Raw genomic sequence first — 14,011 nt, forward strand, 5'->3', positions numbered from 1 at the left:
TCTCCCAAAAGTATGTCTTTTTTGAAATTTGTACGGACAAATTTCTTTTGTGTTATCATTGTATCCGATTTCAAAAAATAATGCAAGCGTTTTTGCTTAGTTTTTTTAATTTTGAAATGAATTTTGTTATAATGTTGATAGTTGTATGTTATTTGACAGATGAATTTGCGAGGAAATGATGAAAAAATACCAAGAAATTTATAATGACTTAAAAGAAAAAATACGGACAAATGTTTATCCGGCAGAAAGCTCCCTACCGACAGAACAGCAGCTTCAGGAAATCTATGGTGTTAGTCGTGATACGGTTCGTAAGGCGTTGGCGATTTTGACTGAGGGAGGTTTGATTCAAAAAGTGCAAGGGCGTGGTTCAATGGTCCTTAAGCAAGAAATTCTCAATTTCCCAGTTTCAGGTTTAACTTCCTATCAGGAATTGACAAATGTTCTCCAGCTTTCTACCAAGACAGATGTTGTCAGCTTAGATATGATTACCGTTAATAGTAGCCTTTCGCACTTGACAGGCTTTGAGCCGTATAGCAAGGTGTGGAAAGTTGTCCGTACACGTTCGATTGACGGTAAGGTCTCCGTTGAGGATACAGATTATCTTGCTGTCGATGTCGTGCCAGAGTTGACAACTGCTATTGCTGAAAAATCCATCTACGAATACCTAGAAAATAAGTTAGGCCTTGACATTGCTTATGCACAGAAAGAGATTACGGTAGAGCCGACCAGTCGAGAAGAGCGAGATTTGATGCAGATTCAGGATGATTATCTGGTGTTGATAAAATCCAGGGTCTACTTAGGAGATACGCGACAATTTCAATACACTGAAAGTAAGCACAAGATTGATAAATTCCGCTTTGTAGATTTTGCTCGTAGAAAGCATTCTTTATAGGAGAGATTAGCCAAATCAAGTTTTTTACGCTATAATAGATAGAAGAAGAGGTAAGATATGGCAAACTTAAATCGATATAAATTTACATTTGGCGAGAAGCAATTAACCTTGACAACTGAGCATGACAATCTCTTTATGGAAGAGATTGAGCGTATTGCACAGGAAAAATACCAAGCCATCAAAGAAAAGATGCCGACGGCGGACCCTGAAACCCTCGCGCTTTTGTTGGCAATCAATGCTCTATCCGTTCAACTAACGCGCGAGATGGCATTTGAACAAAAGGAACAAGAACTTGCAAGCGTCAAAGAAAAGGTCTTGAAAAAGAATGTGACCTTGATTGACTTAGATGAGCTTGAGGACAAGGTATGATTTCATTAGCAATTATTCTCATTTTGGCATGGAGTTTCTACATTGGCTACAGCCGTGGTCTAGTTCTACAGGCCTTTTATAGCATGGGAAGTATTATTGCTCTGGTGGTTGCAACGGCTACTTATAAAAAATTGGCATCCTTCCTTTATCTCTGGGTGCCATTTGCCAATGCTACTCAGGGGAGCTCCAACTATTATTTTGATGAGAAATATCTCTTTGACCTAGATATGGTATTTTATGCGGGATTGGCCTTTCTTTTGATATACGTCTTGGTTTATGCTATTATGCGTTTCATAGGAATATTTGTCCATCTATTAGAGGCTTTTAATCCTGATACAAAAACGACCAATCTCATAAGTGGCGCCTTGGCTGTCTTGGTGACTTTTATTTCTCTTCAGATTGTCATGGTCTTGCTATCAACTATTCCGTTAGCGATGATTCAAGATAAATTGCACAGTAGTCTTCTTGCTAACATCATGATTCAGTACACACCATTCACTAGTAGCTTTTTAAAATCTCTCTGGTTGAGTAATATAGCAGGGTAAGGGAGACCTTATCCTTTTTTGACTAAGTAGGAATATATGAATAATAAAATTATTGAAACCCTTGAATTTCACAAGGTAAGACAAAAAATTGAGCCCTATCTCTTGACGGAACAGGGCTTTGAAGAATTACGACAGTTGGAGCCCATGGTGGAAGTCCACCGTATCCAACAGGCCTTTGACGAGTTGACAGATATAGCGCAGATTTTTGTGGAAAATCCCTATTTCAGTCTGGCTGCTACTAGTGACATCGGTCCAGCCATGCGTCGTTTGGAATTGGATACAGACCTCAATATCGCTGAATTATTAGCTGTTAAAAAGGTCTTGGAAGTTTCTAAATCTCTCTTGGATTTTTATGGAAATCTGGAAAATGTCAGTCTTAGCCAGCTGGATAAGCTCTTTGAGAAGATTGAGCTTTTTCCAGATTTACAGGGCTCCCTCCAGTCCATCAATGATGCTGGTTTTGTAGAGGATTTTGCCTCAGAAAAGCTAGCCCGTATTCGAAGAAAAATCCGTGAAGCTGAAGATCAAGTTCGTCAGGTCATGCAGGATATTTTGAAGACCAAAGGCGACATGCTGTCCGATAGCATTTTGGCAAGCCGTAATGGACGCAATGTCCTTCCTGTTAAAAATACCTATCGCAATAAGATTGCGGGGGTTGTCCATGACATTTCAGCTTCGGGTTCGACCGTTTATATTGAGCCGCGGGCAGTGGTGACCTTGAACGAAGAAATCAGTCACCTATGTGCAGAAGAACGCCATGAGCTCAACCGTATCTTGCAGGAATTGTCGGATATGCTCCGTCCGCATAGTGGTGTGATCCGTAACAATGCCTGGCTTATCGGGCATATTGATTTCGTCCGTGCTAAGCATCTCTTTGCGCGTGATCATCAAGCAGTTGTACCCAAACTATCTGAGAAGCAGGATATTGCCCTTCTCAACGTTCGCCATCCGCTGATTGCTGAGCCCGTTCCAAACGACCTCTATTTCGGTAGTCAGTTGACGGCTATCGTGATAACGGGTCCCAACACGGGTGGCAAGACTATTATGCTCAAGACCTTGGGATTGACCCATCTCATGGCTCAGTCTGGTTTGCCTATTTTGGCTGATAAGGGCAGTCGGGTAGCTATCTTCAAAGAAATTTTTGCGGACATTGGGGATGAACAGTCGATTGAGCAGAGTTTATCCACCTTCTCCAGTCACATGACTCACACGGTACAGATTTTGGCGGAGGCGGATCAAGATTCTCTGATTTTATTTGATGAGTTGGGGGCAGGTACCGATCCACAGGAGGGCGCGTCGCTGGCCATGGCTATTTTAGACGACCTTCGCCTACGGGGCATCAAGACCATGGCAACTACTCACTATCCGGAGCTCAAGGCTTACGGGATAGAAACCTCTGGTATTGAAAATGCCAGTATGGAATTTGATACCAACAGTCTACGCCCGACCTATAAGTTTATGCAGGGTGTTCCTGGTCGCTCCAATGCCTTTGAAATAGCAAGACGTTTGGGCTTGTCGGATATCATCATCCAGTCGGCTCAGTCATGGACGGATACGGACAGCGATGTCAACCGCATTATCGAGAAATTGGAAAGTCAGACGGTTGAAAGTCGTCAGCGTCTGGATAAGATTCGTGATGTGGAGCAAGAAAATTACAAGATGAACCGAGCCCTTCGCAAGCTCTATGACGAGCTCAATCGTGAGCGGGAAAATGAGCTCAACAAGGCACGTTTGGAGGCCAAGGAAATTGTAGATATGGCATTGGCAGAAAGCGAGGACATTCTTAAAAATCTCCATGCTGCAGCCAGTCTTAAGCCCCACCAGATTATTGAAGCCAAGGCAGAACTGAAAAAGTTGGCACCTGAAGTGGTAGATCTGTCTAAGAACAAAGTCTTGAAAAAAGCCAAAATTCAGCGGGAAGCCAAGGTGGGCGATGACATTATCGTTACAGCTTATGGACAACGTGGGACCTTGACCAATCAGCTTAAGGATGGGCGTTGGGAAGCTCAGGTTGGCTTGATTAAGATGACTTTGGCCAAAGATGAGTTTGAGTTAGTCAAGGCGGAAAAGGCAGAGCAGCCTAAGAAACGCCAGGTTCACACAGTCAAACGTGCCAATGTACGAGGACCAAAAGCCCGCTTAGATCTCCGTGGCAAACGCTACGAAGAGGCTATGATGGAGCTGGATGAATTTATCGACCAGGCCCTGCTCAATAACCTAGCCCAAGTCGATATTGTTCACGGTATTGGTACAGGGGTTATCCGAGAAGGGGTGACCAAGTACCTTCGCCGCAACAAGCAGGTCAAGGAATTCGGCTACGCCCCACAAAATGCAGGTGGCTCAGGCTGTACTATTGTGACCTTTAAGTGAAAAAGCAAAGCACTTGCAAGTAGCAGGTGCATTTGAATACAGTTGCAAAACTCAAAAAAATAGTAAAATAAAATGAGGAGGTTTATATGATTATCAGAAAATACCAGCCAGCCGATGAGAAGGGCTGGGTCTACTGTAAGGCACTCAGCTACCTCTTCTCTCCATTCTTTGATGATAGAGAAACAGAGAAGCCCGAACTAATGACAGACGTTTATGATTATCGTGTGGAGTGGGTGGCTGAAGTAGACGGACAAATTGTTGGTCTAATCGATATCGATATTTACACTGAGGAGTGCAGCCAGTCTTATATTTACGCACCAAGCAAGCGAACAGCCTATTTTACTAACCTAGCAGTTCACCCTGATTTTCAAGGGAAGGGCATTGCCCAGGCACTTTTTGAAAAAGCAGAGCAGGAATTGCGTGAACAGGCTGTCGAGAAATTAGCCATCTTTACCCGAGAGGGAGATGTAGCCAATCATTTGTATCAAAAATGGGGCGGGCAGCTAGTGTGTTCAGATTACCTAGTCATCGGTACACCCAAAGACACACCTTATGTCCGTTTTGGTGTAGACCTTTCCAATGCCAAATTGGCCTTTACAGATGAAGCAGGTCAGTCAGTTCCTTATTATTTAAGAGAGGGTGTCTATGTAGTCAGTGAAGAAGCTGGCTTGGAGCTCTTTGACATAGAAGATGTCTATCAAGAATTAACCTATGTGGTGGATTTAACAGAAAAAAGTTGAAACATTTTCAACTTTTTTCTTTTTTGTAAATGAATCTGGTACGTGATTCCCCCTCGTCCTCCTGCGGTCTAGTTTAGCTATACCCATTTTTTTACAACTGAAATTCTTATAGGTACGTTTATCTCATGCTTCATTCCGTAGCAAATATTCGCATTCTCTTTTCATTTGGTGTAGAATGTTGGTAGAAAACAGAAAAGGAGAAACCTATGGTACAAGTAGTAACAGATGCAAACTTTGAAGTTGAAACACAAGAAGGCGTAGTCCTTGTTGACTTTTGGGCACCTTGGTGTGGTCCATGCCGTATGCAGGCACCAATCTTAGAGCAATTAGCAGGCGAAGTGGACGAAGATGAATTGCGCATCTACAAAATGGATGTAGATGAAAATCCAAACACAGCTCGTCAGTTTGGCATCATGTCTATCCCAACTCTATTGTTCAAAAAAGACGGACAGGTTGTGAAACAGGTTGCCGGTGTTCACACCAAAGATCAAATCAAAGCAATCTTGGCAGAGATTGGTTAATTGAAAATGAAAGCAAGTGGTGGATTGACTACTTGTTTTTTTACAACTGTGAGTCATACAAAGATATCAGATTGTGAAGGTTGGCACAAGATGTTATAATAACCTTATCATTGTCATTTTAGAAAGGTTAGACATGTCAACTATTAGTTACAAACCATTAAATCTCTATCGTCAGTTTAAAACAGCAGCTAAAGAGTTTCCACATGTTGCTATTTATTTTGACAAACCCTACGCATCCTTCCCTGAATTAGGATTGGAAAATACCTATCAAACAGTTTTTGAGGCCATTCAAAAAAGAGCTGCCCAATTTGCAGCGGCAGGTATTGGTTATGGGGATAAGGTAATTCTGTATAAGAGCCCAGCTTTTGACACCTATTTGTTAGCAGTAGCGGTAACAGCCTTAGGGGCTGTTCCAGTTATGATTTCCTACCATCTGCCATCTTCGAATCTAGATGTGTTTGCGGAGCGATTGGAAACGTCTTTCATTGTATACGACCAAGAAACGGAAGAACGTGTAGCAGGAATGACTCGAACTGACCTGGTCACAAAGGTATTTTTGCCCCACGTCCTAGTGCAAGAAGCAGATACATTTGAAGAAAATCTCCTGCCAGAAGATGTCATTCAATACATGACTCATACTTCAGGAACGACAGGTGTTCCAAAACTAATCTGCCACACAGCACAGACCATGGGCTGGCGAGTAGCTTGGCAACAAACTATTTTTGACAAGATGACGGAGAGAGGCTTGCTGGCCTTCCATATCTCTCCTGTACATTCACGCTATAATATCGGCGTGTCGTCGGCGATTGGGCTTGGATTCCCCCTCTACCCACTTTCTTCTGCAAGAAAAGATGATGTTGAACGGGCGCTTGCTCTACATCGTCCAAGTGCCTTGGAAACCCATCCTAATAACTTTGTCCAATGGGCAAGACTGGCCAAGGAAAAACCAGAGGTCTTTAGCAGCATTCGTTATTACCATTCAACCTTTGATGCTATCAATATTGGTTCGCTTCGTGCCTTCTTGGAGGCTTCTAAAGAGCAAGATCCAGTCTTTATGCAGGTTTATGGTCAAAGTGAATGTGGTCCAATGATTCTACGTTACCATCGTTTGGAAAATCTAGGCACAGTTAGCGGACGAGATATGGGGATTGGTTTGGAAGGTTACACAGAAGCACGCATCACAGATGCCCAAGGGAATCCTCTCCCAGCTGGAGAAAACGGCCATATCCAGTTTCTGTCAAAAGGCCGTGCTGTGACCTACTATAAAGAAGATGCCCGTTTCCAAGATAATGTGTACGGTGCTTGGTGGGATAGTGGTGACTACGGCTGCATGACTCCAGAGGGGACACTTCTCCTAAAAGACCGTCAGGTTGACCTCATTGAGCACATCGACAGCAACCTTGCCTTGGAAGATTTATTGCTGGATAAATTGGACTTTTTATCAGAAGTCGTGATTATCCGCGATGTCAATGGTGCACCGCAGCCGATTATCGCTCTGGCAGAAGATGCTGAGATGAACTGGGAAGCTTGGTGGGCCATGGTTGCAGATCTTCCACTATTGAAAGAACCCATCTTGATGGCTTATGACGACATTCCACGTACTGCGACCATGAAGGTTCAACGCCTCAAAATGGAAGCAGAAATGAAAGAAAAAAATCTGTAAGGGTGACGAAACCACGCTTGCAGATAAGAAGGAGTTCACATGAAAGAAATCTACCTAGCAGGCGGTTGTTTCTGGGGGATGGAAGGCTACTTTTCCCAGATCGATGGTATTCTTGACACCAGCGTTGGCTATGCCAATGGACAGGTGGAGACGACCAATTATCAACTCCTCAAACAAACAGACCACGCAGAGACGCTCTATCTAGCTTATGATGAGACTCGTATCAATTTGCGGGAAATTCTCCTCTACTATTTCCGCGTCATTGATCCCTTCTCTGTTAATCAGCAGGGACCTGACAAGGGGCGCCAGTATCGGACTGGTATCTATTACACCGATGAAGCTGATTTTCCGACCATCGAGCAAGTCATGACGGAGCAGTCCCAGCTCTTTGGCGGACGCCCCCTAGCCGTTGAAGTGGAGCCACTCGCACATTACATCCCCGCTGAAGATTACCATCAGGATTATCTCAAGAAAAATCCCCAAGGGTACTGCCATATCGATCTTGGGCAGGCAAAAATCCCTCTGATTGATGTTGCAGACTACCAAAAGCCAGACCAGCAAGTCTTAAAAGACAGCTTGACCGACCTCCAGTATCAAGTTACTCAAGAAGCTGCGACGGAAAGACCCTTCGAAAATGAGTTTTGGAATAGCGACCAAGCTGGCATCTACGTCGATATTACGACTGGCGAGCCCCTCTTTCTCTCGACAGACAAATTCGACTCAGGCTGTGGCTGGCCCTCCTTTACCAAACCAATCAGCAAGGAAGTTGCGACTTATTTCCAAGATCTTTCCCACGGCATGAACCGTATTGAAGTCCGCAGTCGGGCTGGTCATGCTCATCTAGGTCATGTCTTTGATGACGGACCACGTGATAAAGGCGGTCTCCGTTACTGTATCAACTCAGCAGCCCTTCGTTTCATACCGAGAGAGGAAATGGAAGAAGCAGGATATGGCTTGTTTTTGGATTTGCTTAAATAAATTTAGGAACGTAGAAAGTCTATTCGCAAAGAATAGGCTTTTTGTGTCGAAATAGTATATTTAAATATATAATTTTGATATAATAATCTATATAGAGATTTTTCTTAAGGGATATATATGGAAAGGTTATGAAAATGATTCTTAGTAGACGTTTTAAAAATAGAAGAAAGGAACTTGGCTTTACTCAAAAGGAACTTGCAGAGGGAATTTGTGAGCAGAGTTTGATTAGTCGAGTTGAAAAATTAGGAGTTGCTCCTACATCGGATATATTATTTGCCTTATCACAACGCTTACAGGTGTCTATGGACTATTTTTTTGATGAAAGTGTATCAGATAAAGCACCTGATATTACGGTATTTAAACGATTGGTGGACAAAGCTCTGTTCACTCGTTCCTATGATCAACTGGCTTATCTTGTAGAGGTAGAGAAGCAGAAAGAAGCTGTTCATTCGCAGGAAAGCAGTGAATATTTAACTTATCTGGCTTGTATAGTGGACTTCCATCATTATCATAAGGAAGATACTGCAATTGTATGTATGGAAGAACTTAGTCATCGAATCAGTAAGAAATCTAGTTTTTATCTGGATGTATACAATAGCTTGGTTAATTTTTATGCCCTGACTTCTCGAGATGAGGATTTAGACGGTTTGTATGAGGGGATTTCAGAAAAGCTTAGCCACTTGGATATATCAAACACAGAGAGTTTTCATAAGTATATCAAGATTCGCTACAATCACGCTCACTATCTTTTTAAAAGGAAGAGGCAGTCACAGGCAATTGATGAATTGACAGACCTAATTGAAACATTGCGAGACAAGAAGAGTTGTTATCTTTTGGCAGATACGCTTTGTTTAATCGCAAATGTCGGAGAGGGATTTTTGTCAAAGGATGAAATTCTCTCCTACTATAGAGAAGCGGAATGTCTATTCAAATTTTTTGGTCCGCAAAATAGTTATCTTAGCTTGAAAGAATATCTATCAAAAGATATTTAATAATCAAGTATAGATTCTTTTATAAAAATAATTAAAAAAGGTTGAAAATCGACTGTTAATATGTTAAAATAAAAAAGCTATATCAACGAACGTTTGAAAACATGTTGATTTTGGTTACGGGTTCTAATGATAGGGAGGTGGTGGAGTCCACCTCCTTTTTGTGCAAATGGGGTTCGTTATGAAAAAAGTATTTACTTATTTATCTACTTTTAGCGTCTGTCTCTTCTGTATGTGGTTAGTGAGTCTGCAACTCGATTCTTTAATTTATCATTACTATCCATCGGTTTCCATATTAAGTCGAGGGGAAGAAGTGACCTATGAAGAAGTGTCGGATGCCCTGACAAATTTAGCTGAAAAGGAAAATAGTCTAATTGCTAAGACAATAACAGAAACAGATGATAGTGGGCGAACTACTACCAGTTATGATGTTTTTGGGAAGGGGGAGCTTCCACAGGGCTTGGTCAAAGCGGATAGGTTAGTAGCTAGTCAGGCCAACTTAGCTGAAAATTACTATGTTGTAAAAGGGAATCTGGACATCAAAGCGGTAGAAAACGTCTTACAGTCACTGGGATTGGTGGATAGCTATATTTATAGACCGACCCTATTAAACAGTTTAAGTCTATTTCTTGGTAGAGGAGCTCCGAGCTTAGGCCTTATTATCTTTATACTCACCAATATTGCATTGACAGTAGTTGGGCAGATTGTCTACTTGCGGTCAGCAGGGATAGAGATACTTTCAGGTGTGAGGAGTTGGCAGATTGCTAGTCGTTTTTTAAGAGTGGATGGAAGAGATATAGCATTGGCTACAGTAGGGGCGCTTGTTTTCGGACTGATTGCTATTTTAATTTTGGGTTGGCCAATGGTATACTATCGTTTTGTAGCAATCGGTATTGCCTTTTATGCTTGTTTGCTTTTTTTCCTATCTTTATCGACAAGTGTTGGATTCATGATTGCATTAAACATTTCTCAGTTACAAAAGCTAATTAAGGGATCCTTGCCTCTCAAGGCGATTTTTGCTATTTTACTAGTAGGTCAGTGTTTAGCGGTTTGTATCATCTCTATTGGTGCTAGTCGAACGTTGACATATGTTGGAGTTCTCCATACACTAACGATAGGAGAAAAGGCTTGGCAAGAAAGACAAGATGTTTTTAGTCTGTCTTTGAATCGTGAAGCATTCATAGCTGATGAAGCGATGGCCCAGCAACAAAGAATGGCTTGGTCTCATGTAATTTTAGAATCATATGCGAAAAATAATGTAATGTTAGTCCAGCACCATTTACGGCATAACACAATAAAAGAACATACCATCATTGAATCCAGCAAGGAAATTCCTCTAGAAAGGGTGCTGTATGTGACGTCGAATTATATACAATCAGAAGGTGGGCTGTACGATTTCAATCAGCTGGAAGAGATAAAGCAATTAGCTAAAGGAGAAATTGCATTATTATTACCAAAGAGTTTGCAAAATGATGCGAGTGTTTACCAAGCGTATTTTGAGGACATGGTAGGAAAATTGCTTGCGGATGGAGAAAGATCTATAAGTTTGCATTCAAACGTTTATTACATTTCAGACGAGAAGCGATGGTTCATTTACAATCATACTCCGATAAATTATGAGCAATTTTTACAGGCTCCGTTGATTGTTGTTCTATCACCTGAAAGTTTTGAAGAAACGTCCTATTTTTGGGAAAATGCGTTACCAGATTTTGTATTTTTCAAAGATAAGGAGATGCTGGAACAACTGTTGGACAAATACAATTTACAAAACACAATAGGTAGCTTGTTATCTAGCAAGCAACATTACAACACCCTGAGAAAAAATGTTCAACTTGAAATTCTTATGACCCTATCTCCGACAATCCTTGGAATATTCACTTCCATACTATTGTTCAATACGATGAATCTTCTATACTTTGAGACCTTCAAAAGAGAAATAGCTATCAAGCGGATAGCAGGGATGCGTTTTGTCGAATTGCATGGTTCTTATCTAGGAGAACAAGTCGGCTCCGCTCTTATTGGGATGGGTTTGGCAATGTTTATGACAAAGTCAGTTATTGTTAGCCTAGGAGTAGTTGTGACTTTGTTGATAAATAGTTGGATGTTACTGAACAATCAAGCGAAGAGGGAAGAAAAAATCCAGTTGAGTGTATTAAATGGCAGATAGTTAATGAGGTGAAGTTAGAATGAAAGGAAAATTTGTACTTGTATCGACTATCATTCTAGCCGTCTTTATGATTTGGTTGGGGGTCAGCCAAAAGGAGACTATGCTAGTTCATTATTATCCTTCTGTGACTACCTTGTCGGTATCTGAGGACGTGACTTACTCAGATGTACGACAGCGATTAGAGGACTATTCTCAACAGACGGATAGTATCATTGCCAGACGAGTGATTGAGCCAAGTACATCAGGCGGACGTACCTTTTCTTATGATAATTTTAGTCAAACTCCCCTACCAAGAGGACCAGAGGAATTTCAGGCATCAGAAAAAGTGGAGTCTGCACTTTTAACCAAATATTTTATTTTCCAAGGGAAAGCGACGGTAGAGGAGCTTCGGTCTCTTCTTGTTTCGCTTGGATTTGATGAAGTTCAGATTAGGAAGCCTTCGACTATTGCTACTTTACTCGCATTTCTGACCCAAGGAGGTCAATTCTTAGCCATACTGGTCTTTCTCATTACCTATATGGCTTTGGTCGTGATTGCTAATGTAAGGCAGTTGCGTACAGCAGGTATCCGTTTGATTGCAGGAGATTCACGTTGGCATTTATTTCTACTATCTCTACAAGAAAATGCGAAAGAGATAGCTCTAACTATCCCATTTGCGGTTCTTCCAGCAGTTGGACTGGCCTACCTCATTGGATTAGATGGCTATTCTGTTTACTATCTGGTCGCAGCCTTGGTGGGCTATCATTTCTTGCTTGGTTTGATTGTCCTTTTTTTCGCTACTACATTTACCTTGGGCATTCGGACCTATCACTTTTTACCCTTGTTAAAAGGGAAGATGCCCCTGCAAGGAATCCTGACCATTATGGTTATGGGACAAATGCTGGCTCTACTGGTGGTGTCATTTGGTGTGGCTCAAACCGTCTATTATTCAGGGATTTGGCAAGAATACCAAGCGGGTGCCCAGCAGTGGGAGAATGAAGGGGATTACTATAGTTTAGCTTGGAATATTTCTGCGGATGGTCGCTCAGGACTAAATTCGCCTGAAAATTGGTATCCTTTACTAAGGCAAGCTTTGGAGGAAGACGGCGCACTCTTTGTCAAAAGTAATTTGAATGCCTATTTAATGGGCTCCCAACTGGAAGATGGGACACGCCTTGATAGCTACCATCCAGCAGGAAACACCCTCTATGTTAGTCCAAATTATTTGCAGATACAGGATGTAAACTTAGCAGAAGGAGAAGTAGCGCTCCCTCTACAAGAAGGAGAATTTCAACTTCTGTTGCCTGAAAAATTGCGCCCTGAAAGCGATACTTATCTCCATCTTTACCAAGATTATATCAATCGTATGGTTAGACCTGCTAATCAAGCACGCTCAGCTACCATTAAGGGAAAAGTTGCCTATCTAAAAGATGGGCAGAAGCAGTTTATCTACAATCATCGTTCTGGTCAACATGTGCAATATCTGACAGACCCTATTTTAGTTGTGCTGGCACCGTCAAGTCTGGGAAAAGAATCTGCTGACTTTTGGTTGAATGAAGTAGATAGCAGTATCTTATTTAAAAATAGAGATAAACTGTTGCGCGAATTGAAGGCAAGAAATCTGTTTCAGTTTGTCAATGAAGTTAAAAGTAGTTCCTCCCTCTTTACGGAACTTTTAGATCGTATTCGGATAGAGACCATTTCAACATCTATGGGTGCCATTTTAGGGAGTGTGACATCAATTGTCCTGTTTAATACCATGAATCTTCTATACTTTGAAGAATTTAAACGTGAGATTTTCATCAAGGAAATTGTAGGGATGGGTTTCTTGGGAATCCATAAGAAATACCTAACGTTCCAACTGCTTTCCCTCTTGTTGGCTCTTGGAGCAAGCATGGTAGTAACAGGTCACATTTTTATAAGTAGCATCAGTTTTGCCTTGTTTATGGTCAATGCCCTCTGTTTATTGAGGTGGCAGGCGAGGAAAGAAGGAGCTTGGAATATCCGTATTTTGAAAGGAGCCTAGTATGTTTTCTATCCAATCAATTCAAAAGAAATTTGGGAAGCGCAGCTTGTTTTCTGATGTAACGCTAGACTTGCAGGCTGGAAAGGTCTATGCCTTGATAGGTGCCAGTGGTAGCGGAAAAACGACCTTGCTGAATATTTTAGCCAAGTTGGAGTCCTATGATGCAGGCGACATTCTCTACAAGGGAAAGGATTTGAAAAAGTTGAAGCCCCATCTCTTTTTTAGGGAGGAATTAGGCTATCTCTTTCAGAATTTTGGTCTTTTAGAAAGTCAGACAATCAGAGAAAATCTGGATTTGGGACTGATTGGTCAGAAATTGTCCAAAGACGAAAGGAAATCGAGGCAGGAAGCGGCACTTGATGCAGTGGGTTTGTCTTATCTGAACCTGTCCCAGCCTATCTATGAACTCTCAGGAGGGGAAGCCCAGCGGGTAGCTCTTGCTAAAGTCATTCTGAAAAATCCTCCATTGATTTTAGCAGATGAGCCGACGGCTGCCTTGGATCCTAAGAGCTCCCAAGAAATTATGGATATTTTGTTATCCTTGAAGAGCCCAGATCGGTTAATTGTGATTGCGACCCATAATCCTTTGATTTGGGAGCGAGCAGACCTTATCATAAAAATGGAAGACTTGTAAAAATTCATACTCTTCGAAAATCAAAATTATCCGTTGTCAACTTACCTTGATGAACTCCAGTTCTATCTTCGGCTTCGTTTCCTAGGCTACTTTTGATTTTCATTGAGTATCAGAAAATATTCTTGATTTTTTCGTGAA

12 protein-coding genes are annotated in these 14,011 nt (G+C 41.7%); all 12 read left to right on the forward strand.

Annotated features, from left to right (window positions below; all coding sequences use genetic code 11):
- The first annotated feature begins 178 nt into the window (after positions 1-178).
- The 12 genes from treR to SST111_RS02940 all read left to right on the forward strand — a co-directional run bounded on the left by treR (position 179) and on the right by SST111_RS02940 (position 13,873).
- Positions 179-892 carry a trehalose operon repressor gene (gene treR, locus SST111_RS02885; protein WP_099809956.1) on the forward strand — a complete coding sequence of 238 codons (714 nt, stop codon included), beginning with the start codon at positions 179-181 and terminating at the stop codon, positions 890-892.
- Between the two features lie 57 nt (positions 893-949).
- Positions 950-1,261 carry a hypothetical protein gene (locus SST111_RS02890; RefSeq protein WP_002935948.1) on the forward strand — a complete coding sequence of 104 codons (312 nt, stop codon included), beginning with the start codon at positions 950-952 and terminating at the stop codon, positions 1,259-1,261.
- Complete coding sequence (locus SST111_RS02895) at positions 1,258-1,806, forward strand: CvpA family protein (protein ID WP_099809957.1); 549 nt, start codon at positions 1,258-1,260, stop codon at positions 1,804-1,806. Before SST111_RS02890 ends, SST111_RS02895 begins: the two co-directional genes overlap by 4 nt.
- 36 nt (positions 1,807-1,842) lie before the next feature.
- The gene (locus tag SST111_RS02900; RefSeq protein ID WP_099809958.1) at positions 1,843-4,176 is read left to right on the forward strand and encodes an endonuclease MutS2; all 2,334 of its coding nucleotides are present in this window, start codon (positions 1,843-1,845) and stop codon (positions 4,174-4,176) included.
- Between the two features lie 86 nt (positions 4,177-4,262).
- Positions 4,263-4,916, forward strand: coding sequence for a GNAT family N-acetyltransferase (locus tag SST111_RS02905; RefSeq protein WP_099809959.1), 654 nt, complete (start codon positions 4,263-4,265; stop codon positions 4,914-4,916).
- Between the two features lie 206 nt (positions 4,917-5,122).
- Positions 5,123-5,437, forward strand: coding sequence for a thioredoxin (gene trxA / locus SST111_RS02910; protein ID WP_053864554.1), 315 nt, complete (start codon positions 5,123-5,125; stop codon positions 5,435-5,437).
- A 133-nt stretch (positions 5,438-5,570) separates the two neighbouring features.
- Entirely contained in the window at positions 5,571-7,100 is a 1,530-nt protein-coding gene (locus SST111_RS02915; RefSeq protein ID WP_099809960.1) for an AMP-binding protein, read from the forward strand.
- Between the two features lie 39 nt (positions 7,101-7,139).
- Entirely contained in the window at positions 7,140-8,078 is a 939-nt protein-coding gene (gene msrB, locus SST111_RS02920; RefSeq protein ID WP_029943672.1) for a peptide-methionine (R)-S-oxide reductase MsrB, read from the forward strand.
- Positions 8,079-8,212: 134 nt separating this feature from the next.
- Positions 8,213-9,070, forward strand: a complete 858-nt coding sequence (locus tag SST111_RS02925; RefSeq protein ID WP_099809989.1) for a helix-turn-helix domain-containing protein — start codon at positions 8,213-8,215, stop codon at positions 9,068-9,070.
- Between the two features lie 178 nt (positions 9,071-9,248).
- Positions 9,249-11,234 carry a DUF1430 domain-containing protein gene (locus SST111_RS02930; protein WP_099809990.1) on the forward strand — a complete coding sequence of 662 codons (1,986 nt, stop codon included), beginning with the start codon at positions 9,249-9,251 and terminating at the stop codon, positions 11,232-11,234.
- Positions 11,235-11,253: 19 nt separating this feature from the next.
- A complete protein-coding gene (locus SST111_RS02935) occupies positions 11,254-13,239 on the forward strand; it encodes a DUF1430 domain-containing protein (RefSeq protein WP_099809961.1) in 1,986 nt (661 codons plus the stop codon).
- A 1-nt stretch (position 13,240) separates the two neighbouring features.
- Positions 13,241-13,873, forward strand: a complete 633-nt coding sequence (locus tag SST111_RS02940) for an ABC transporter ATP-binding protein (RefSeq protein ID WP_024388927.1) — start codon at positions 13,241-13,243, stop codon at positions 13,871-13,873.
- Positions 13,874-14,011: the final 138 nt, after the last annotated feature.

It is taken from the genome of Streptococcus suis YS161 (genome assembly GCF_002760245.1).
GTDB lineage: Bacteria > Bacillota > Bacilli > Lactobacillales > Streptococcaceae > Streptococcus > Streptococcus suis_I.

What these genes read in the sequence shown, in the direction of transcription:
- treR (WP_099809956.1), top strand. Translation starts at nt 179, where the DNA reads ATGAAAAAATACCAAGAAATTTATAATGACTTAAAAGAAAAAATACGG.
- SST111_RS02890 (WP_002935948.1), top strand. Translation starts at nt 950, where the DNA reads ATGGCAAACTTAAATCGATATAAATTTACATTTGGCGAGAAGCAATTA.
- SST111_RS02895 (WP_099809957.1), top strand. Translation starts at nt 1,258, where the DNA reads ATGATTTCATTAGCAATTATTCTCATTTTGGCATGGAGTTTCTACATT.
- SST111_RS02900 (WP_099809958.1), top strand. Translation starts at nt 1,843, where the DNA reads ATGAATAATAAAATTATTGAAACCCTTGAATTTCACAAGGTAAGACAA.
- SST111_RS02905 (WP_099809959.1), top strand. Translation starts at nt 4,263, where the DNA reads ATGATTATCAGAAAATACCAGCCAGCCGATGAGAAGGGCTGGGTCTAC.
- trxA (WP_053864554.1), top strand. Translation starts at nt 5,123, where the DNA reads ATGGTACAAGTAGTAACAGATGCAAACTTTGAAGTTGAAACACAAGAA.
- SST111_RS02915 (WP_099809960.1), top strand. Translation starts at nt 5,571, where the DNA reads ATGTCAACTATTAGTTACAAACCATTAAATCTCTATCGTCAGTTTAAA.
- msrB (WP_029943672.1), top strand. Translation starts at nt 7,140, where the DNA reads ATGAAAGAAATCTACCTAGCAGGCGGTTGTTTCTGGGGGATGGAAGGC.
- SST111_RS02925 (WP_099809989.1), top strand. Translation starts at nt 8,213, where the DNA reads ATGATTCTTAGTAGACGTTTTAAAAATAGAAGAAAGGAACTTGGCTTT.
- SST111_RS02930 (WP_099809990.1), top strand. Translation starts at nt 9,249, where the DNA reads ATGAAAAAAGTATTTACTTATTTATCTACTTTTAGCGTCTGTCTCTTC.
- SST111_RS02935 (WP_099809961.1), top strand. Translation starts at nt 11,254, where the DNA reads ATGAAAGGAAAATTTGTACTTGTATCGACTATCATTCTAGCCGTCTTT.
- SST111_RS02940 (WP_024388927.1), top strand. Translation starts at nt 13,241, where the DNA reads ATGTTTTCTATCCAATCAATTCAAAAGAAATTTGGGAAGCGCAGCTTG.